This window comes from Haploplasma axanthum, from assembly GCF_900660745.1.
GTDB classification, from domain to species: Bacteria; Bacillota_I; Bacilli_A; order Acholeplasmatales; family Acholeplasmataceae; genus Haploplasma; species Haploplasma axanthum.
Map to the genome: position 1 here is coordinate 511,541 of NZ_LR215048.1, position 21,690 is coordinate 533,230.

23 protein-coding genes and 1 other annotated feature are annotated in these 21,690 nt (G+C 28.1%); of the genes, 22 read left to right on the plus strand and 1 reads right to left on the minus strand.

Features of this window, described 5'->3' with window-relative positions:
- Positions 1-4: 4 nt before the first annotated feature.
- The 5 genes from tmk to rsmI are packed head-to-tail and all read left to right on the plus strand — an operon-like array spanning position 5 to position 3,904.
- The gene (tmk, locus tag EXC62_RS02490) at positions 5-616 is read left to right on the plus strand and encodes a dTMP kinase (RefSeq protein WP_162140329.1); all 612 of its coding nucleotides are present in this window, start codon (positions 5-7) and stop codon (positions 614-616) included.
- A complete protein-coding gene (locus EXC62_RS02495) occupies positions 613-1,554 on the plus strand; it encodes a hypothetical protein (RefSeq protein WP_026391158.1) in 942 nt (313 codons plus the stop codon). The genes tmk and EXC62_RS02495 overlap by 4 nt, the downstream gene beginning before the upstream one ends.
- On the plus strand, positions 1,555-2,361 hold the full coding sequence (locus EXC62_RS02500; protein WP_162140328.1) for a PSP1 domain-containing protein: 807 nt from the start codon (positions 1,555-1,557) through the stop codon (positions 2,359-2,361). It abuts the gene before it with no gap.
- Positions 2,358-3,062, plus strand: coding sequence for a tRNA1(Val) (adenine(37)-N6)-methyltransferase (locus tag EXC62_RS02505; RefSeq protein ID WP_052590114.1), 705 nt, complete (start codon positions 2,358-2,360; stop codon positions 3,060-3,062). Before EXC62_RS02500 ends, EXC62_RS02505 begins: the two co-directional genes overlap by 4 nt.
- Entirely contained in the window at positions 3,062-3,904 is an 843-nt protein-coding gene (gene rsmI, locus EXC62_RS02510) for a 16S rRNA (cytidine(1402)-2'-O)-methyltransferase (RefSeq protein WP_162140327.1), read from the plus strand. The genes EXC62_RS02505 and rsmI overlap by 1 nt, the downstream gene beginning before the upstream one ends.
- Before the next feature lie 323 nt (positions 3,905-4,227).
- Here the strand turns inward: rsmI and EXC62_RS02515 are convergent, their stop codons facing one another.
- On the minus strand, positions 4,228-5,613 hold the full coding sequence (locus tag EXC62_RS02515) for an ISNCY family transposase (RefSeq protein ID WP_026391054.1): 1,386 nt from the start codon (positions 5,611-5,613) through the stop codon (positions 4,228-4,230).
- A gap of 171 nt (positions 5,614-5,784) precedes the next feature.
- Positions 5,785-5,986: a binding site (T-box leader), on the plus strand.
- A 44-nt stretch (positions 5,987-6,030) separates the two neighbouring features.
- On the opposite strand from EXC62_RS02515, the gene metG reads away from it, so the two are divergent.
- The 17 genes from metG (at position 6,031) to rpsI (ending at position 21,610) form a co-directional block, all read left to right on the plus strand.
- The gene (gene metG, locus EXC62_RS02520) at positions 6,031-7,608 is read left to right on the plus strand and encodes a methionine--tRNA ligase (protein ID WP_026390600.1); all 1,578 of its coding nucleotides are present in this window, start codon (positions 6,031-6,033) and stop codon (positions 7,606-7,608) included.
- The gene (locus EXC62_RS02525; RefSeq protein ID WP_026390599.1) at positions 7,595-8,572 is read left to right on the plus strand and encodes a YitT family protein; all 978 of its coding nucleotides are present in this window, start codon (positions 7,595-7,597) and stop codon (positions 8,570-8,572) included. Before metG ends, EXC62_RS02525 begins: the two co-directional genes overlap by 14 nt.
- Before the next feature lie 47 nt (positions 8,573-8,619).
- Positions 8,620-9,441 carry an aldo/keto reductase gene (locus tag EXC62_RS02530; protein ID WP_026390598.1) on the plus strand — a complete coding sequence of 274 codons (822 nt, stop codon included), beginning with the start codon at positions 8,620-8,622 and terminating at the stop codon, positions 9,439-9,441.
- 51 nt (positions 9,442-9,492) lie between these two features.
- Positions 9,493-9,975, plus strand: a complete 483-nt coding sequence (locus tag EXC62_RS02535) for a hypothetical protein (protein ID WP_026390597.1) — start codon at positions 9,493-9,495, stop codon at positions 9,973-9,975.
- Between the two features lie 656 nt (positions 9,976-10,631).
- A complete protein-coding gene (locus tag EXC62_RS02540) occupies positions 10,632-10,937 on the plus strand; it encodes a hypothetical protein (protein ID WP_162140224.1) in 306 nt (101 codons plus the stop codon).
- Entirely contained in the window at positions 10,934-12,826 is a 1,893-nt protein-coding gene (locus EXC62_RS02545) for a V-type ATP synthase subunit I (protein ID WP_026390595.1), read from the plus strand. Before EXC62_RS02540 ends, EXC62_RS02545 begins: the two co-directional genes overlap by 4 nt.
- 2 nt (positions 12,827-12,828) lie before the next feature.
- Positions 12,829-13,302, plus strand: coding sequence for a V-type ATP synthase subunit K (locus tag EXC62_RS02550; protein WP_026390594.1), 474 nt, complete (start codon positions 12,829-12,831; stop codon positions 13,300-13,302).
- A 39-nt stretch (positions 13,303-13,341) separates the two neighbouring features.
- Complete coding sequence (locus tag EXC62_RS02555) at positions 13,342-13,917, plus strand: hypothetical protein (protein ID WP_162140223.1); 576 nt, start codon at positions 13,342-13,344, stop codon at positions 13,915-13,917.
- Positions 13,910-14,620, plus strand: coding sequence for a hypothetical protein (locus EXC62_RS02560; RefSeq protein WP_026390592.1), 711 nt, complete (start codon positions 13,910-13,912; stop codon positions 14,618-14,620). Before EXC62_RS02555 ends, EXC62_RS02560 begins: the two co-directional genes overlap by 8 nt.
- Positions 14,613-14,909 (plus strand): V-type proton ATPase subunit F family protein, encoded by a 297-nt coding sequence (locus EXC62_RS02565; protein WP_162140222.1) that lies wholly within the window; start codon positions 14,613-14,615, stop codon positions 14,907-14,909. Before EXC62_RS02560 ends, EXC62_RS02565 begins: the two co-directional genes overlap by 8 nt.
- A 10-nt stretch (positions 14,910-14,919) precedes the next feature.
- On the plus strand, positions 14,920-16,701 hold the full coding sequence (locus EXC62_RS02570; protein WP_026390590.1) for a V-type ATP synthase subunit A: 1,782 nt from the start codon (positions 14,920-14,922) through the stop codon (positions 16,699-16,701).
- Positions 16,694-18,067, plus strand: coding sequence for a V-type ATP synthase subunit B (locus tag EXC62_RS02575; RefSeq protein WP_162140221.1), 1,374 nt, complete (start codon positions 16,694-16,696; stop codon positions 18,065-18,067). Before EXC62_RS02570 ends, EXC62_RS02575 begins: the two co-directional genes overlap by 8 nt.
- Positions 18,068-18,069: 2 nt before the next feature.
- The gene (locus tag EXC62_RS02580; RefSeq protein ID WP_162140220.1) at positions 18,070-18,690 is read left to right on the plus strand and encodes a V-type ATP synthase subunit D; all 621 of its coding nucleotides are present in this window, start codon (positions 18,070-18,072) and stop codon (positions 18,688-18,690) included.
- 10 nt (positions 18,691-18,700) lie between these two features.
- Positions 18,701-19,993, plus strand: a complete 1,293-nt coding sequence (locus EXC62_RS02585) for a TrkH family potassium uptake protein (protein WP_035375749.1) — start codon at positions 18,701-18,703, stop codon at positions 19,991-19,993.
- Between the two features lie 8 nt (positions 19,994-20,001).
- Positions 20,002-20,670: a potassium channel family protein gene (locus tag EXC62_RS02590; protein WP_026390586.1), complete on the plus strand. Its 669-nt coding sequence runs from the start codon at positions 20,002-20,004 to the stop codon at positions 20,668-20,670.
- A 112-nt stretch (positions 20,671-20,782) separates the two neighbouring features.
- Positions 20,783-21,211 carry a 50S ribosomal protein L13 gene (gene rplM, locus EXC62_RS02595; RefSeq protein WP_035375748.1) on the plus strand — a complete coding sequence of 143 codons (429 nt, stop codon included), beginning with the start codon at positions 20,783-20,785 and terminating at the stop codon, positions 21,209-21,211.
- 3 nt (positions 21,212-21,214) lie between these two features.
- Positions 21,215-21,610, plus strand: coding sequence for a 30S ribosomal protein S9 (gene rpsI / locus EXC62_RS02600; RefSeq protein ID WP_026390584.1), 396 nt, complete (start codon positions 21,215-21,217; stop codon positions 21,608-21,610).
- The last annotated feature ends 80 nt before the right edge of the window (positions 21,611-21,690 follow it).

Sequence of the window (21,690 nt, forward strand, 5' to 3'; positions counted from 1 at the left end):
TAAAATGTTTATATCATTTGAGGGCGGAGAAGGAACAGGAAAAACAACATTAATACAAATCATTAAACAAACACTTGAAGATAAAGGTTATGAAGTTGTTTTAACAAGAGAACCAGGTGGAACTGGAAGTATGCTTGCAGAAGAAATAAGAGATTTAGTTTTAAATCCTAAATTTACACATGTTAATGAATATACAGAAGCATTATTGTATGCAGCATCACGAGCACAGCATTTAGATGAAGTAATTATTCCAGCATTAGAATCGAAAAAAATAGTTCTTTGTGACAGATACTTAGATAGTTCATTAGCATACCAAGCGTTTGCTAGAAATCTTGGCTTAGATTTTATATTAGAGATTAATAAGTATGCAACAAAACATTTGCCAGATATAACATTTTATATTGATATTGATCCATTAGTTGGAATTGAAAGAATTAAAGGGCGTTCAAAATTTGATAGATTAGATCGTGAAAAGATTGCTTTTCATAATGAAGTTAGAAAAGGTTATTTAGAATTAACTAAGATGTTTAGTGAAAGAATTATAAAAATTGAAGGGGAACAAACAATTCCTGAAATTTCAATCTTTATGATTGATGAAATAAATAAGCGTTTATGAATAAAATAGTTGAATTTTTTGAGAATGCCCACAAAAAGAAACGACTTTCTCATTTATATCTTTTAAGTGGGGAAGCAAGAAAAGAAAATTTGGATTTAATGTATGAAATTGCCTATATTGTTTTAAAAGACTTTGATTTAAGAGATAATCTTAAAGAATTGATAAAAGAAGATAATCATAGTCAAATATATCATATAAAACCAGATGGAAATGTTATAAAAAAAGATCAAATAATAGGACTACAAAATGAATTTACAAAAACATCACTTCTTAAAGGTCCAAGAATTTATATAATTGAAGATGTTGATTTAATAAGTACATCAGCAGCAAATAGTTTGTTAAAGTTTATGGAAGAACCTGAAAGTAATGAAGTTTATGGTTTCTTAATGACAGCAAATCTTTCAAATGTTTTAAAAACAATTATATCTAGAAGCCAAGTAATTAGAATTAATGCTAGTAATGTTGATATTTATGATGAGTTGATTAGAAAAGAAATTGATACTTATGTTGCTAAAAATATTTCAGAGTTAACAAAATCTCTTGAAGAAGCAAATGAATATAGTGAAGAGTTTAATATTATAAGCTCAATTGAGTTTATCAAAAGTTATATGGCTAATTGGTATAAAGATGGCTATATTCCATCAATAGAACTTAATAAGATAAATGGAAATATTATGTATGATAGAAAATATTACAAAGTTTTTTTGGAAATATTATTAATTAATTTCTTTGATTTATGGCACTTTATATTAAAAGAAGATATAATATTTAATGAACTAGAAGATGAATACCAAAAACAAGCGAAAATAAAAAAGAGTGAAGATATTTTAAAGATTATTAAGTATATTCAAGATGAAATAACTAAACAAGTTTATTATATTAATATAAGTTTGTCATTAGAAGTTTTATTTACAAATATTCAAAAAGTGGGTGGTTAGATGCAAGTTGCATTAATACAATTTAAGGATGCTGGAAAAAAATATTATTTTTCAGTTGAAAATAATTTAGAACTTGAATTGAATGATGTTGTTGTAGTTGAAACAGCAGTTGGAATTGAAACTGGTAAAGTTTATTCTTTAAAAGAAGAAGATGAATTAGAAATAACTCAGGCATTAAAACCAATATTAAGGGTTGCTAATGAGCATGATTTAATTAAAAAGTCAGAAAATGAACAATTAGAAAGAGACGTTGTTAAAAAAACAATTCTTTTAGTAAGAGAATTAGATCTTGGAATGAAGATTCTTGAATCAGAATTTACACTTGATCGTGCAAAACTTACGATTTATTTTGAATCAGAAAATCGTGTTGATTTTAGAGAATTAGTGAAAAGAATTAGTTCAATCTATCAAACAAGAATTGAGTTAAGACAAATTGGTCCAAGAGACGTGGCTAAAAGAGTTGGGGGAATTGGACCATGTGGATTGGTTTTATGTTGTTCAACTTTTATTGGTGAGTTTGAGCCAGTGACAATCAAAATGGCAAAGAATCAAAATTTGGCTTTAAATCCTAAAAAAATCTCTGGTGTTTGTGGAAAACTTTTATGCTGTTTGAAATATGAGGATGATGTTTATACAGAACTAAGAGATTTAATGCCGGATATTAATAATCGTGTTAAAACTGAAAAAGGAAAAGCTGTTGTTATTGATATTAACTTTTTAACAAGTAAAATTAAAGTAAGATATTTAGAGGATAAAGAGTTATCCGACGAATGGATAGACTATCGTGAGTCAACATTAATCCAATGAAACATTTTGTTGAAACAAAGCGGTTTTCTCTAAATCAAACGAAAGAACAAGCTTTTAATACGGATACAATCCTTTTAGCAAATTATATAAAAATACCTAAAGATTGTAAAAATATTTTAGATGTTGGAACTGGGTCTGGAGTTCTAATGTTTGATTTAGCATGTAAAACAAAAGCAAATATCTATGGAATCGAAGTCCAAGAAAATAGGTATTTTCAAGCTTTAGAGAATATTGAATTAAATAATAAGAAAGAACAATTAAATGTTTTTTATGCAGATTTTAAAGAACATAAATTTGATCAACTATTTGATTTAATTATTACTAATCCACCTTTTTTTAAAGTTCACAATAATAAACAACTAAGCCAAAATGAAGAAGATTTAATTGCTAGACATGAAATTATGTTAACACTTGATGAATTACTTTTTAATGTTTCTAAAAATTTAAAATATCGTGGACATTTTTATATGATTCATAGACCGGACAGATTAATAGATATTATTGAGATTGCAAGTAAATATAAGCTTCAAATTAAAAAGGTTAGATTTATCCATCCATATATAGATAAACCTGCAAATCATATTTTAATAATGGCAATAAAAAATGGAGGAAATGGAATAATCGTTGATGAACCTTTAATCCTTTATAAAGATAAGCATGTATTTACGGATGAAATGATAAGAATAATAGGTGATTTTTAATGCAAGTAAGTTTTAAAGATAAAAAACCAACGCTTTTTTTAGTAGCGACTCCAATTGGAAATTTGGAAGATATAACGTTTCGTGCAATCGAAACATTAAAAAATGTTAGTGTTGTGTTTGCTGAGGATACTAGAACATCTGGTGTCTTGCTTAAACATTATAATATTGAGACGAAACTCTCATCATATCACGAACATGAAAAGTTCGATAAAATTGCAAATGTCCTTGAATATTTAAATAATGGAGATGATGTTGCATTAATAAGTGATGCTGGGACTCCTGGAATTAGCGATCCTGGATATGAACTTGTAAAAGCTGTTATTGATAATGGGTATTATGTTGTTAGTATACCAGGCGCAGTAGCTAGTATAAATGCACTTGTTTCATCAGGATTACTTATTCAACCACATTTATTTCTAGGATTTTTACCAAGAAAACAAGGAGAGATAAATACCTTTTTAGATAAGTACAAAAAAGTAGATGCAACTCTAATAATCTATGAATCGCCTTTTAGGATTTCTAAAACACTTGAATATATTTATAAATGTTATGGAAATCGTGATGTTGTTTTGGCTAGGGAGTTAACAAAAGTATATGAAACAATTATTAGGACAGATTTAGAAACAGCAATATCAATGGAGCATAGTAATAAAGGAGAATATATTATTCTTATTAGTGGTTATGTTGAAGAAGAAACTAGTGAGACAATAGAGTCACTTTTTAATAAGTATTTAAAAGATAATATCGACGAAAAAGAGATCTTTAAACTTATTGCTAAAGACTTAAATATATCAAAAAAAGATGTTTATAAAAAACTTAAAATTGATAATAAAAATTTATGATATAATTCGATTGAACTCTGATTAAGTGAAAAAGCAAGGATTGCAGTCCTTGCTTTTCTTTTTTAGATTTGATGAATCTTTTGCCTCTATCTTTTCTAATTAGCCAAATAGTAATTAGAATAAGAAATAAAATACATAAGTATTCCATCTAGATTCCTTTTAAGAATTAAAGAGATAGTTCACCTCATCCAAAGTATTAAAGGGTAATAGTTGATCATAAATACGATAGTAAGTAATAATCATTTTTACTTGTTGAAAAAAATAAAAGTAATTAATAAGATTCTGTCAATATCTTTTGAAAATGTCCTAAAAAAATAAGATCATTAACGTGATTTATACATTGCTCTTTCTATCATCCGATTATAAGAATCACTTTTCCATGGATGACTATTAGGGACAGTGTATTTTTTCTTTTCTTTTTCAACACCAAGATCGAAATCTTTAGAATGACTTTCGTGAGATTCTAATTCAATTAATTTATAGTAATCACTGTTAATTAAACAATATAATTTATTATCAAATGATTTGATAACTATAGCTTTTGTACGATGTTTAAAGTTCATTAAGTTACCATTTTTATTATAGGCTTGGAAATACTTGTTTTGATACTTTAAAGCAGAGCCACGGTCAAATACACGGCTAGATATAACAGCTAAAATTAAGTTTAAATCAGTATCACTATTAATCTTTTCGTAAACTTGTGGTATATTATCATTAATGAGAGAGAATTGTTTATTAAACTTATCAAGATATGATTGTAGGAACTCATTTGCTTGAACGATGGTCTTAATATTATTAATTCGTAACTCATTTATTAATCTGGATTGTAACGTTCCAAATAAACGTTCAATTCGCCCCTTAGCTTGAGGAATAGAAGTAACATTTAAAGTTATGCCCAGCTGCTCGCAGGCATAACCAAATTGTGTTAATGTACTATACTCGGGCTTAGGGTTTTTTAATGATTTATAGTCGAAGATTGTTCTTCTGTCAGTTAGAAACTCATTAGGTATCCCATGATTCTCTAATGTTTGCTTTAAAACGTTGTAATAGCCAATTAGAGTCTCTTGATGATCAAAATATGCACCAACTAACATTCCTGTAGCATCGTCTATTGCTGCATGAAGATGAGTTTTTTTATCTCCAAACCATAAATGTTCTGATGCGTCCATTTGTAATAACTCGCCACCATATTTTTTTCTTGGAAGTCTTGCGTGATTATCTTTAGGATCTAAAATGTTATTATCAATGATAAGATTCTTTTCTTGAATAGATAAGGATTCGTTTAAATCTATTTTTGTTTGAATTCTATCACGGTATTTCCTCTTAGTAATTCTTTCAGCTTTTGGTGATAAAATAAGATTTTCATCTAAGAGATTGTATAGAGAATTATATGATATTTTAATTTTCTCATTTTCCAGAAGCATTTCTTTAAAATGTTTAAAGTTGAAATTGTAGTATTTATTATTATATAAATTTAAAATTTTATTTTTGATTTCAACTTTAATTATAAGGTGAGGAGACTTCTTTCTATTACCATGAATAAAACCTTCCTTACCTTGTTCATTATATTTGATAATTAATCTATTAACTTGTCTAAGTGATATACCTAGTTTATTAGCAGCATTAAGTTTATTACCGTTATTTGTTACTAAGTTTTTTATTGTTTCATACTTCATTTGTTCCATTGGTTTTAGTTCTACCTTTCTCATTAAGTACCTCCATTATATTAAGTACTTAATATTGTATTATAGTTTCTAATGTTTGGGACATTATTAAAAGATACTACTTAAGACATTATCATAAGATAACCACAAAAAAATAAAAGTAATTAATAAGATTCTTGCATTTAAAAATGAAAATGATATAATAAATATGTAATTGAATATGTGATGAAAAAGAAGATTAATAGTTTGATTTTTTAGAGAGTTCACGGTCGGTGCAAGTGAATAATAAAATTATTAATTATGGCTTTGGAGCATTTTAATCGATAAGTAGATTAAGACGTAGACTTGCGTTAAAAGTTTGAGTGCTGGATTAATATCTGGAACTAAGGTGGTACCGCGTATTTAATACGTCCTTAGAGTTTTTTAAGGGCGTTTTTTTAATAGTTAATTGGAGGCATTATAATGAGTAAAAATAAAAAGTTTTATATTTCAACAGCAATAGCATATAGTTCAGCAGTTCCTCATATTGGAAATGTTTATGAAGCAATACTTGCAGATTCAATAGCAAGATTTAAAAGATTAGATGGATATAATGTTTATTTTCAAACTGGAACAGATGAGCATGGACAAAAAATTGAAGAAAAAGCTAAATTAAATGAAATAACACCTCAAGTTTATGTAGATCAAATTTCAAATGAAATAAAAAGAATTTATGATTCTATGAATGTAAGTTATGATAAATTCGTAAGAACAACTGATGAATTTCATGTTGAGAGTGTTCAAGCAATTGTTTCAAAATTATTTGAACAAGGTGATATTTATCTAGGTAAATATGAAGGATGGTATTCAATTGCTGATGAAGCATATATTTCTGAAAATGATATTGTAGATGGAAAAGGACCTAGTGGCGATATTCCTGTTTGGACAAGTGAAGAAGTTTATTTCTTTAAACTCTCTAAATATCAAGATAGACTTATTAAACATATAAAAGATTATCCGGAATTTATAATGCCAGAATCAAGAAAAAATGAAATGTTACAAAACTTTTTAAGTGATAAACTACCAGACTTATCAATTTCAAGAACTTCATTTAAATGGGGAATACCTTTCCCATTTGATAAGAAGCATGTAACATATGTTTGGATTGATGCATTAAGTAACTATATAACTGGACTTGGATATAATCCTAATCATCCTGAAAGTGATATGATGAAGGAATATTGGCCTGCAGATATTCATTTAATAGGAAAAGATATTTTAAGATTCCATACTATTTACTGGCCAATGTTATTAATGGCATTAGAATTGCCACTACCAAAGACTATTTTTGGGCATCCATGGGTTTTATTTGATAAAGCTAAAATGAGTAAGTCGACAGGTAATGTTGTTTATATTGATGATTTATTAAAACATTTCCCAGTTGATGTAATTAGATATTATGTTTTACATGAAATACCTTATAGTCAAGATGGAAATTTAACTAACGAATTATTGATAGAAAGAAATAATAGTGATTTAGCTAATACTATTGGGAATTTAGTTAATAGGACAATTGGAATGGTTAATAAATATCGAGATGGTAAGTTTAAAAAAGTAATTTTAGATGAACCATTTGAATATAGTCTGAAAGATAAATCGTTAGAAATGTTACCAAATATGAGAAAACATATGGAAAACTATCATGTTGCAGATGCATTAGAAGAAATATTAATTCTTGCAAGACATGCAAATAAATATATTGACGTTTCAAAACCATGGGAATTATTTAAAGACTTAGAAAAACCAGAAATATTGGATCATGTATTATATAGTTTATTAGAAACAATTAGATTTATAGCGATAGGGTTACAAGCATATTTACCTGCAACATCTGCAGAAATATTTGATTTATTAGGTATTGAAGATAAAAGTTTTGAAAGTTTAAAAGAGTTTGGACATTATAAAGAACAAGAATTAAAACAAGCTAAAGTATTGTTTGAACGTTATGATATGAATAAAAAAATAGAGGAGATACTAGAAGGTACTTATGATAAAGATTAAAGAGTTTTTAAAGTCACCAAAGTATAAAGAAAAAGTTAAGCCCGAGATAAAAAGATTTGCTGCCGTTATAATGTTTACTTTAGTTTATGGATTAGGTGTGAAATGGTTTTTAGAGGCATCACCAGTACCAATGTTTACCGGAGGCATGCCTGGGGTCGCTCAAGTTTTAAGAGATATTTTAGTTAAATCAGGAACAATAACAAGTGAACAAAGCGGTAATTTATTTATGTCATTATTTATTATTGTTTCAAACATTCCAATTTTATTATTAGGTTGGTTTGGTGTATCTAAAAAATTTACAATATACAGTTTAGTATCAGTTTTGATTCAATCAACCGTAATAGGATTTATTCCACAAATTAAACTTGGTTTTCATCAACCAGAAGAAGCAATGCTTGCTGCTACATTAGGTGGATTATTTATTGGTGTAGGTATTGGTGGAGCATTAAAGTATGGAACATCAACAGGTGGATTTGATATTTTAGCTCAATATTGGTCCTTAAAAAAAGGACATTCAGTCGGTTTTATTTCAATGGCATTAAATTTTGTTATTGCCTTTGCTGGAGCGATTGTTATGGGTGGAGATGCTGCTGAAGGCATTGAAGGTGTTGCAGCAGTACCAGCAGGTTTAATTTTCTCATACACAATAATTAGAATAATTGTTACAACTGTTGCTACTGATAAAGTTCATACATCATATCAATATTTATCAATTGAGATTATTACTGAAAATCCTCAAAAAATGGTTGATGCAATCCTCCATAAGATTTATCGAGGCGTTACATTAAGTAAAGTTGAAGGTGCATATTCACATCATGAGAAAACACTTGTTATGGTTGTAATATCAACATATGAACTACAAATGATTATTGATTTAATTAAAGAAGTTGATGATAAATCATTTGTTGTTGCTAAGCCAGTTAAGAGTGTCACAGGTAACTTTACAAAGAAGAGAATAGCGTAATTTATGAGAAGCACATTTGATGCTTCTTTTAATTTTAGGAGAATATGATGGAGTTAAATAAAAATAGTCGTTTAATACAAGGTACATGGCTAATAGAAAAAGATAAAATGGCATTTGAAGCTTTAGACTATGGGATTAAAAGAGGTTTAAAAGTTATTGATACTGCTGAAATGTATGGCGATGGTAAATCAGAAGAACTAGTAGGGAAGGTTATTTCAAAATATAAGAGGGATGAAATTTATCTTATTTCGAAAGTTTATCCATATAATTCAAATAAAAAAAGAATGAGAATAGAGTTAATAAATAGTTTGAATAGATTGAAGATAGATTATCTTGATTTATATCTTCTACATTGGAGAGGAGATATAGAACTTTCTGAAACTGTTGAAGCTTTTGAAGAATTAAAGAAAGAGGGATTAATTAAAAACTGGGGTGTTTCAAATTTTGATGTTTCAGATATGGAAGAATTGATTAGTGTAAAAAACGGGGAAAATTGTTACTGTAATCAAGTATTATACAACATTATTTCAAGAGGGATTGAATTTGATTTGATTCCATGGATGAAAGAAAAAAACATTAAATTAATGATATATTCACCACTTGGACATAATGATATTATTAGAGAAAAAGTATTAACAAATAAAACTATAAAAGAATTAGCAAAGACTAAAAAAAATACTGTGTATCAATTGATGCTTACTTTTGTTTTGAGAAATAAAGACTTATATGTAGTAACTAAAAGCAGTAGTACTCACCATATTGAAGCAAATATAGAGTGTTTAGATATAAATTTAACAGATAAAGAAATCAAAAGAATCGATAAGGAATTTATTCCACCCAAAAGTAAAATAATACTTGAAGAAATTTAAAAAACAATGTAGAATATAAGGGAGAAATAATTAAAGAATAGGGAGATAGAAATGAGAAAAATAGTTGTTGTTATGTTAACTTTAATCTTAGGATTAAGTTTAACAGGTTGTTTTGGAAGCAAAGAAAAAGAATTTGAAGGTACAGGATTGAAAGTTACGCTTGATTCAAGTTTTAGTAAAATTGATGTTATTAGTTTTCAATTGGCACTACAATCAAAGGATCATTTATTTATGGAAAATAGAGAAGCAAAAAGTTCTTTGCCAGGAATTAGTAATTTAGATGAATATTATAATGTATTATTAAGTAATACTAATGGTTCAGGACAAAATGAGGAAAAAGATGAAGATGGTAATATTAAATTCATCTATGGATACTATACAGCTAGTAATGATGGTCAAAATTTTGGATACATGTTAGTTGTTTTTGAAGGTGAAGATCATTATTATGTTGTTAATTTTGCTGGTTTTGAAAAAGATTTAGAAAAAAATAAAACTAAGTTCTTAAAATGGGCAAAAACAATCGTTGTTGAATAAGAATTTTGAAGTGAACACTAAAAGTTATATCAAGTAAAATTAGAAAGACTATGGGTTTTTTATTTTATGAGATTAACACTACAATATAACCTTGAACTAATTAATCAAAAAGAATTGAATGAAAGTAATTTTTAAATAACACAAAACTATAAAGTTAACAAAACAAAAGTTAAGAAAGTTACATTATAAAGTGAATTGGATAGAAATAGAATAATGTATATTCTAATTTAGAGAATGTTATTTATGGAAAAAAGATTTAACGACATCTAAATATTGTTCGAGTGTAAAGACGTTTGATAAAGAATCTAATTGCAAATTATGTTTTGAAAAAATTGTTATTTAAAAAGTTATACTGAGTATAGAATTGGAAATTTCTAGCTATATATTGTTATAATTATTTACAAGAGGTTTATTTTGATGTATAATACTAATGCTTTGAAAGATGGTGAATCACTATGGCAACTGTAATTGAACATGTTAATTATATCTATATATTTATGATGGTACGCTTACGTGATGACTCATCAGAAATATTGAACCACAGAATTTAGTGTTCTTGTGGTTTTGATGAATTAAATAGAAAATATCAAAAACAACAAGGGCGTTTTAAAAACGGTTTTTTTGTTGTTTTTTTGTTTTAGAAAGGACGTGAATTTATGAGTATATTAAAAAGAATTGTTGCTGCTGAAAAAGAAGCAGATGAAATGATAAACAAAGCAATTGAAAAACAAAAAGAGTTAATGGACTTGGAAAACAAAAAGTTTGATGAATTAAAAGTTCAAGCTTTAAGTATTATTGCTGAGTATAAAAAAGAAAAAGAGACTAATGCAGAAAACGATATTAGTGAATTAGATAGTAAATATAAGAAGTTTCTTGCTGAAAATGCCGTGGTTGAAAAAGATTATCAAGGTAAAGTTCATGAAATAGTTAGTAGATTAAGTTTGGAGATTTTAGGAAAATGATTGCAAAAGTAGATAAAATAAGAATACTTACATTTGATGATGAATATGAAAAATTACTAAAAGAATTACAAAGTAATGGTTTATTTATGCTTTCAAAATTTGATGATAATTTTCTAACTAATAAGCAGCAAACATATCTACAAAAAGTAAGTTATTATATTGAGTTGTTAACTACAAAAACGAAAAAAGAAAAATTCTTTAAATATAGTGAAACGACAGAAGCAAAGTTTGATAGATATGAAGTAGCTGAGAAAATGATTGATGAGATTTCAGATATTCATTCAAAATACGAAGAGTATAACAAAGAAAAAATAAGTATTGAAGATGAACTTTCAAGTATAAAACCATATTTAACTTTAGATGTTAGTATTGATGATTTAAATAATCTAAAAGGGTATAAATATTTTATTGGAAAGATTGTAAAAGAAAGTTTTAATTTATTAAAAAGTCAATTAGAAAATGATAAATATATTTATCAACTCTTAAGTGAGGATAATGATAGCGTATATCTTATTATTTTGGTTGATTTAAATAATCAAAATCAAATAGAAAATCTTTTAATTAAAAGTAAATTTATAAGTAATAACTTTAACTCATATGATGAAATATTTGATACTATCAGTAATAAATTGAATGAACGTTTAAAATTTATCAGTGAGTATAATTTGGAATATGAAAAAAGAATAAGTTCTTATGCAAAAGAACGATATATATTAGAAATATATTATGATTCAATATTTAATAAATATTTAAGGGAATCAATTACTGCAAATAAAACAAATAAAACATTATATATTGAAGGTTGGATTAAAGCTACTGATATTTCTAAACTTAAGAGTAGTTTAACTAATCAAATAGCTTATTATGAAATTGAAGTGATTGAAAAAGAAGAGAATGAAATTGTTCCAACAGCAACTAATAACAATAAATTTGTTAAACCATTTGAAGCAATAACAAATATGTTCTCTGTTCCAAATAGTAATGAAATAGATCCAAACCCTACTATGTCTTTCTGGTATTTCTTGATTTTTGGAATCATGATGGGGGATATTGGTTATGGAATTTTGATGATTGTTTTATTTAGTTTGTTTAAAAAGTTTAAAAAACCAAAAGGTGATTTTAAAGATTTAATTACTATTTTTATATATTCTGGATTCTCAACAATCTTCTTTGGAATATTATTTGGTAGTTTTTTTGGATATACATTTGATTTGTTTAATTTAATTGGAAAATTGTTTGGACAAAATAATTGGAGTTCCATAGTATTAGAACCAATTACTGATCCACTACCAGTTTTAATTGTTTCAATTGGAATTGGAGTTCTACATTTAATTACAGCGCTTATAATAAAAGTTATTAAAGAAGTTAAGAATAAGAATTATGCAAGTGCACTAAGTAATGGATTAAGTTGGATATTAGTATTAGTTGGTATAGTATTATATGTTTCAATTTCAAAAGGTGTTGGACTTGTAATGGCTATAACTGGATTAGTAATTTTAGTTATATTTAGTGGAGCAAAGAAAAAAGGTATTCCGGCAAAAGTAATGTCAGGTTTTGGATCCTTATATAATATTACAGGATATTTAAGTGATGTTTTAAGTTATTCAAGAATACTTGCACTATCATTATCATCAGCAGTAATAGCATTTACTATGAATATGCTTGCTGGTATGGTAGCAACCAATTTTATCGGTTATTTATTTGCAATAGTTATATTTTTAATTGGACATGTATTTAATTTCGCAATGGGGCTACTATCTGCTTATGTACATGATTCAAGATTACAGTATTTAGAGTTTTTTGGAAAGTTTTATGATGGAGGTGGTGTAATTTTTAAGCCACTAGCATATCAGTTTAAATATATAGACAAAGTTAATAAAGGAGAATAGAAATGGAAATAGGATTAGTATATACATTAATTGGTGCAGGTTTAGCGATTGGACTTGCAGGAATGGGATCTGCAATTGGAGTTGCATTATCTGGTAGAGCAGCAGCTGGTGTTGTTTCTGAAAAACCTGAGTTATTTGGTAAAGTTCTAATTTTACAAGCTTTACCTGGTACACAAGGTATTTATGGATTTTTAATTGCTATACTTGTTATGGTTAAGGTTGGAATGTTAGGTGGAAATCCTGCAAATGTTTCTATTGCACAAGGATTAGGATTGTTTGCAGCTTGTTTACCAATTGCTATAGTTGGTTTAGTTTCCGGAATTTACCAAGGTAAAATGGCCGCGAGTGCAATTGCTATGACTGCTAAGAAACCTAATATGTCAGCAAGAGGTATGACTATGACTGCTATTGTTGAAACGTATGCTATTTTAGCTTTCCTGATTAGCATTTTAATGTATAACGCAATTGTAATTTAAATAGAAAGGAGAACTGATTTTTTAATCAGGAATTAGTCTATGGAAAAAAAGATTGATGAAATTATTTTGTTTGAAGCTAGTAATAAAGTGCAAAAAATTGATTTTGAAACTAAGAATAAGATTAAAGAGATAAAACAAAATAATAAAGTGAAAATAAATGAGTTTATTAATGAAAAAAAGAATAATATAGATGATAAAATTAAACGTGATATTGAGTTGAAAAATGAAGAGATCAGTAGAAAAATAGTTAGTATGGAGGAAGAGATAAAGTATAACATTATAAGTAGTATTTTTGATGGTGTTTATAATAATATTGCTAGACTTTCAGAACGTGAATTGTTTGATTTTATTGTTTATTTATTAAATAAAGAAGGTTTGAGTTTAAAACAAACTTTGAATGTATCAAGTAAACATTTCGACAAGTTTGAAAATATTACCAAATATAGTAATGATAGTATAGAACTGGTTATTATAAAAGATATAAATATTTCTTTTAACGGATTTATGATTGTTACTAATAAGGTAGATTATATATTTGATTTTAAAGATATTGTTGATAAATTTAAAACAGTTAAACAATTAGATATATACAAAGAGTTTTTTGATCATGAATGATTCACTATATTTATTAGGAAGTATTAGTGCTAAAATTTCTAAACTATTTGATGAAGATAACTTTAAAGTTTTGAGTAGTCAAAATCAAAAAGAGTTTTTCGAGTACTTATACCATTCAAACATTGGTAAAGATGAGTTAGTGTTTAACATTGACGAAGTGACTCATTTTGAATATATGAAATTGTATGCAGATTTAGATAGTTTTGGAGCTAATAAAAATCTTATAACTGCAATAACTTTATATGTAAAACATCAGGTTAATAGTGATAAAATTGATCAAAAAGATTTGTATGATAGTATTGTGAAAACAGGAAGTGAAATCCTGATAGAATATATTAATTACTTTGGATATGTAAACAATTTAATGATTTGTTTAAGACTTGATTATTTGACTATCGATAGAGTAACATTTTTAAAAAGTTTGTATCAACAAAACATAATGTCTGATGATGACTATGTTAAGATATATGATGCAAGTAATCGAGTTGAAATTATTGATAAGATGTTAAGTTTTAATAATAATTATGACTACCAAAATATCTATGAAAAACTTGATGATATGCTTTTTAATTTTGTGTATAAATATAGTTATAATACGGATTTTAATAGTTTGATAATCTATTACAGTTTTAGAAAGATACAAGAAATAAAAATGATTAGAAAAATTTTTATGGAACTTAGTGAGGGAGAAGAAAATGAATAAAATCTTTGTTTTAAGTAATAAAATTGAGGTTCATATTTTCAAAGCTATTGGGTTTGAAACAAGAGTGGTTTCAAATGAAAATTTTAAAGATTTAATTAGTAATGATGAGTTAAAAGAAACGGCTATTATTTATTTTGATTTAGCCATAAAAGAGAAAGTATATGAAGCATATAAGCATTACGATAGGATATCGTTAATTCCATTACCATTTAAAAGTAGTGAAATTGGTAAGAGTGAAGACGGTATTAGAGAATTAGTTAAAAAATCAGTTGGAGTTGATTTATTATGAGAGGTAACTTATGAAACAAAATAATATAGGAAAGATCATTAAAGTTTCTGGGCCACTAGTTGTTGCTGAAGGAATGAATGATGTACAAGTATATGATGTGGTATTAGTAAGTGAAAAAAAGATTATTGGAGAAGTGATTGAAGTAAGAGATGACTTAGCTAGTATTCAAGTATATGAGGAAACTGTTGGTATAGGAGTTGGAGAAAATGTTTACTCTACTGGAAAGCCATTATCACTTGAACTTGGACCAGGTTTAATTGAAGGTATTTTTGATGGTATTCAAAGACCACTTGATAAGATATATGATAAGTATGGGGAATATATACCGATTGGTGTTGATGTTCCAAAACTTGATAAAGAAAAAAAATGGGAGTTTAATAATATTTTAAGTGTAGGTGATTATGTTGTTGCTGGTGATATAATTGGAACAGTAGTAGAAACAAAATCAGTATTACATAAAGTTATGGTACCTTTTGAAATCTCAGGAGAAATTATTGAGATAAATAAGGGCGAATATAATGTTACAGAAGTAATAGCAAAAATTAAGAATGAAGATAAAATATATGAAGTTAAATTAATGCAAGAGTGGCCTGTTAGAATTCAACGACCATATAGAAAGAAAAATGCGCCAAACAAACCAATGGTTACAGGTCAGAGAGTTATTGACACATTATTTCCTGTTGCAATTGGTGGCATTGCTGCAGTTCCAGGACCTTTTGGTTCTGGTAAGACTGTTGTACAACATCAATTAGCAAAATGGAGCGATGCTGATATTATCGTTTATATTGGATGCGGAGAACGTGGAAATGAAATGACTGATGTTCTAAGAGAATTTCCAGAGTTAATTGATCCTAAAACAGGAGATTCATTAATGGAGCGAACAGTTTTAATTGCTAATACATCTAATATGCCAGTTGCGGCAAGAGAAGCGAGTATTTATACAGGGATAACCATTGCTGAATATTATCGTGATATGGGATATAAAGTGGCTATTATGGCCGATTCAACTTCAAGATGGGCTGAAGCATTAAGAGAAATGAGTTCAAGATTAGAAGAAATGCCAGGAGAAGAAGGATATCCGGCTTATATGGGATCAAGACTTGCTGAATTTTATGAAAGAGCGGGTATTGTTACTTGTCTTGGTGGAAAAGAACGTATTGGATCAATTACAGCAATTGGTGCTGTTTCACCCCCTGGTGGTGATACTTCAGAACCAGTAAGTCAAGCAACTCTTAGAATTGTTAAAGTGTTCTGGGGATTAAGCGCAAGTCTTGCGTATAAAAGACATTTCCCGGCCATAGATTGGTTAAAGAGTTATTCATTGTATACTGATGAAATCAATGAATATTTAGATGAAAGTGTTGATTCGAATTGGAGTCTGATGGTAAGTGAAATCAAGAGTTTATTACAAGAAGAAGAACAAATATTAGAAATTGTTAAACTTGTTGGTATTGATTCTATAAGTAGTAGAGAAAGAGTTGTTTTAGAAACTGCTCAAATGATTAGAGAAGATTATCTTCATCAAAATGCTTTTCATGAAGTAGATACATATACATCAATTAATAAACAATCTAAAATGTTGAAAACAATTCTTTATTGGAATGAATTGAGTTTAAAAGCAGTTTCAAATGGAGTTGCATTTGATTTGTTAGAAAATATGGATGTTAACTATGAGATTGCAGGCTTAAAATATATTGAAGAAAATAAAGTTGATGGAGTAACGCTAAAATTATTAGATGATATTAAGAAAAGTATTAGTATCTTAGAAGAAGGAGCTGAGAAAAGTGATTAAAGCCTATAAAACAATACGCGAAGTTGTCGGCCCTTTAATGCTAGTAGATTCTCTTGAAGGCGTTAAATATGATGAGCTTGTTAAAATAATTGAAAAAAATGGTAAAGAACGATTAGGTAAAGTTTTGGAAGTTTACAAAGATAAAGCTGTTGTACAATTATTCGAAAGTAGTCAAGGATTAAGAAAAGATGATTCAAGAGTTATTTTCACGGGTGAGAGTATTAAACTTTCAGTATCCCCATCAATACTAGGCAGAAAATTTGATGGGCTTGGAAGGCCGATTGATGGAAAAAATCCTATAATTCCTCATAAAGAATTAGATATTAACGGGACACCCTTAAATCCGGTTTCAAGAGATTATCCTAGCGAATTTATTCAAACAGGGGTATCAGCAATTGATGGATTGAATACTTTAGTAAGAGGACAAAAACTTCCTGTATTTTCTGAAGCTGGATTAAGTCACAATAAGTTAGCGGCACAAATTGCAAAACAAGCTAAAGTTCTTAATGATGATTCAAAATTTGCAGTAGTTTTTGCTGCTATTGGAATTACATTTGAAGAAGCAAATTACTTTATTAATACTTTTGAAAAAGAGAATACAATTGATAGAACGGTTATGTTTATGAATCTGGCTAATGACCCAACGATTGAAAGAATTGCAACACCAAGAATGGCAATTACTGCTGCTGAGTATCTTGCTTATGAATTAGATATGCATGTATTAGTAATAATGTTAGATATTACTAATTATGCTGAGGCTTTAAGAGAAATAAGCGCAGCCAGAAAAGAAGTTTCTGGAAGAAGAGGTTATCCAGGTTATATGTATACTGACCTCGCAAGTTTATATGAACGTGCAGGTAAGATAAAAGGTAAAAAAGGTACAATTACACAATTGCCAATCTTAACAATGCCTGAGGGAGACAAAACACATCCAATTCCTGATCTAACAGGTTATATTACGGAAGGTCAAATAATTCTTTCGAGAGCATTATATATGAAGGGTGTTACGCCACCTATTGATGTATTACCTTCGTTGTCAAGATTAAAAGATAAAGGAATTGGTAAAGACAAAACAAGAGAAGACCATGCAGATGTTATGAATCAATTATTTGCTGCATACGCTAGAGGTAAGGATGCAAGAGAACTTGCTATGGTATTAGGAGAATCAGCACTTTCTAATATTGATCAAAAATATGTATTGTTTGCAAATGAGTTTGAAAAAAAGTATATTTCTCAAGGATTTAATGTTAATAGAAGCATTGAAGATACTCTTAATGTTGGGTGGGAATTATTAAGTATGTTACCAAAAACTGAGCTTAAAAGAATTGACAAAAAATACATTAAGTTATACTATATAGAGGATTGATAATGGAAAAGCAAATTAATCCAACAAGAATGGAATTATTGAAACTAAAGAAAAAGTTGGAAGTTACTATAAGAGGGCATAAACTTCTTAAAGATAAGCAAAATGAATTAATAAGTCTTTTTATACCTTTGTTAGAAAGATATAAAACTGTTAGACAAATGGTTGAGGAAAACTTAATTACAATTTTGAAACTATATAAGAGAATAAGTGTTGATATGCATGATAGTGATATCCAAAGAGAATTAAATGTTGAAAGTAAGAATCTTGTTGTATCTTATCAAAAAAAATTAGGTATTGATATTCCAGTTTATGAATATGATTTAAATGGAAAAAATGATTACAGTTTGGAAAATACTAATATATATTTTGATATTCTTATTAAAAACATAAAAAGTTTAGGTATGGAATTAATTAAATTAGCGGAAATAGAAAGTCAAATTACTATCTTAGTTGATGAAGTTAAGAAATCAAGACGAAGAGTAAATGCTATCGAGAATATTGTAATTGAAGAAATAAAAATTCAAATTAAATCAATTAATATGAAATTAGCTGATTTAGAGAGAAGTAATACAATAAGAGCGATGAAAAGTAAAGAAATTATTCTTAATAAAGAAAAGAAATGAAGGTCAAAAAATGAAGAAGAAAGTATCACCTTTTATTATTATTCCGTTATCATTTTTTACAATTATAGTTATTGGTACAATCCTTTTAGCATTGCCAATCTCTACAAAAGATAAGGGATTAGATATTGCTGATGCTTTTTTTATTTCAACATCTAGTGTTACTATTACCGGACTGAGCACTATTTCAAATTTAGCGAATACATTGAGTTTGTTTGGAAAAATTGTGTTGCTTTTATTAATTCAAATTGGTGGTTTAAGTGTAATAACTATTTCTGTATTCTTTATGAGCGTAATTGGCGTGAAAATTGGAATTGACAATAGACTACTTGTAAAAGAAACGCTTAACCAAAAAAGTTTATCAGGAATTGTAAGGCTTGTAAAAAAAACAATTAAGTATACATTTATTGTTGAGGGTATAGGTTTTGTTATTAATATGATTGTTTTTAGAAATCTTCCATTTGGCGATAACTTTTTAATAAGTTTATTCCACTCTGTATCTGCATTTAATAATGCTGGTTTGGATTTACTTGGCGATACTAGCCTTCAGTTGTATTCGAACAACGTTTTATTAAATGTAAATACTTCACTTTTAATAATATTTGGTGGTATTGGCTTTATTGTTGTTGATGATATTATGGATAAAAAAAGCTTAAGAAAGCTTAGTATCCATTCTAAAATAGTTTTAAAAATGAATATACTTTTATGGATATTTGGTGTACTAACAATAAAAATTAGTGAAGGAAATTCAGTAACTTTTATGCAGTCAGTATTTATGAGTGTCTCAAGTAGGACTGCCGGGTTTTCAAGTATTGATATGAGTGTTTTAAAAACAATAACTTTATTAATAATATCGTTTCTTATGTTTGTTGGAGCATCACCTGCATCAAGTGGCGGTGGCATTAAAGTTACAACACTATATACGCTAATTAAGAGTATAATGAGCTATATAACAGGAAGAAAAACAATCACAAGTAATAGATATATAAGTGAAGAAACAAAATATAAAGCATTTATTTTATTCTCTGCATCGAGTATTATTGTTGCGACAGGAATAGTTTTGCTTACTATTTTTGATAATCTTGAATTAGCTGCAAGTCTTATTGAGGTAGTATCAGCATTTAGTAATACAGGGTTATCTGTTGGTGTAACACCGACTTTATCTATTGCATCAAAGGTGATTTTAGCTCTTATTATGTTTATTGGTAGGAGTGGAGTATTAACCACTTTGATGATGTTTAATAAAGATTGGTATAAGAAAAAGAGAAATGTTGAATATATCGAAGAGAAATTATTGATAGGATAGGTGGAAACATGAAAAAAAGTGTAGCAATTATTGGTTTAAGTAGATTTGGATTGAATTTAGTTGAGAGTTTTAGTAAGTTGAATGTTAATTTAATTGCCATTGATAAAGATCGGGAATCAGTTAGAAAAGCTAGTGAGTTAACTCATAATGTTTTTACATGTGATTCAACTAATGAAGAAGCCCTAAAGGAATGTGGGATTGCTAATGTTGATCATGTTATTTTAGCTATCGGTCAAAATGATAATTCAAATCTAAGCTCTAGTATTATGACAATTATTAAGTTAAAGGGACTTGGAATAAAAAATATAACTGCAAGAGCAGATGATGAAGATTATATTGAGGTTTTAAAATTGGTTGGAGCAACAGATGTTGTTACACCATTAAAGATTGCATCTGATAGACTCTCGAATAAAATTGCTGCAGGAAATCTTGTTGATTATTTTAACATTAAAAATGATTATGATGTTTTCGAAGTTAAAATAAGTAGTGGTTTTGAACCAATAGCACTTATGGAACTTGATACTAGACAAAAGTATCGTATTAATATTTTATTGGTTGAAAGAGAAGGGAAAACGATTATTCCATCAAAAGACTTAATTCTTCAAGCGGGAGATGATATCTTTATTTTTGGTGAGAAGAAAAATATTAGGAAAATATTATCAGTATTTACAATATAAAGTATTAATTTTATTGACAATCAAGGGTGATTATAGTATTATAAATAAGGTACAATTTTTAATCCACGAATGCCCTTAAAATAAATTAAGGATATTAATTAAGGAGAAAGCAATGAAAACTTATATGGCAAATAATGCAACAGTTGAACGCAAATGGTTTGTTGTTGATGCAACAAATAAAACATTAGGACGTTTAGCTACTGAAGTTGCAAGCGTATTAAAAGGTAAACATAAACCAATCTACACTCCACATGTTGATTGCGGAGATTATGTTATCGTTATTAATGCAGAAAAAATTAAATTAACAGGAAAAAAATGGGATCAAAAGATCTATTATAGTCACAGCGGATACAATGGTGGTTTAAAAGAAACACCAGCTAAAGAAGTTATGGAAAAATTCCCAACTAGAATGGTTGAAAAAGCTATCAAAGGAATGTTACCTAAAACATCATTAGGTGCAGATATGTATCGCAAATTATTTGTGTATGCTGGAGCTGAACATGCTCATCAAGCACAAAAACCAGAAAGTTTGGAGGTTTAATTCATGGCTAATAAAGTACAACACTTAGGAACTGGACGTCGTAAAAAATCTGTTGCAAGAGTAATTATTACAAACGGAACAGGTAAATTCGTTATTAACGGCCGCGAATTCGAAGATTATATTCCTTCAGCTGCAGTGCGTTTAGACGTTATGCAACCAATCGTTTTAACTGAATCAGAAAATAAATTTGATATTACAGTAAATGTATTTGGTGGTGGAATTTCTGGACAAGCAGGAGCAATCCGTTTAGGAATAACTCGTGCATTGTTAGAAGTAAATCCTGAATTAAGACAAACGTTGAAACCAGCTGGATTAGTTACAAGAGATCCAAGAGCTAAAGAACGTAAGAAATATGGTTTAAAGAAAGCACGTCGTGCACCACAATTCTCAAAGAGATAATATGGTTTGGGGGCCTTTTTGGCCCTTTTCTTTTTTTATTTTGTAAAAAAAAGTGAAATTAGCAATAAACACTTAAATAA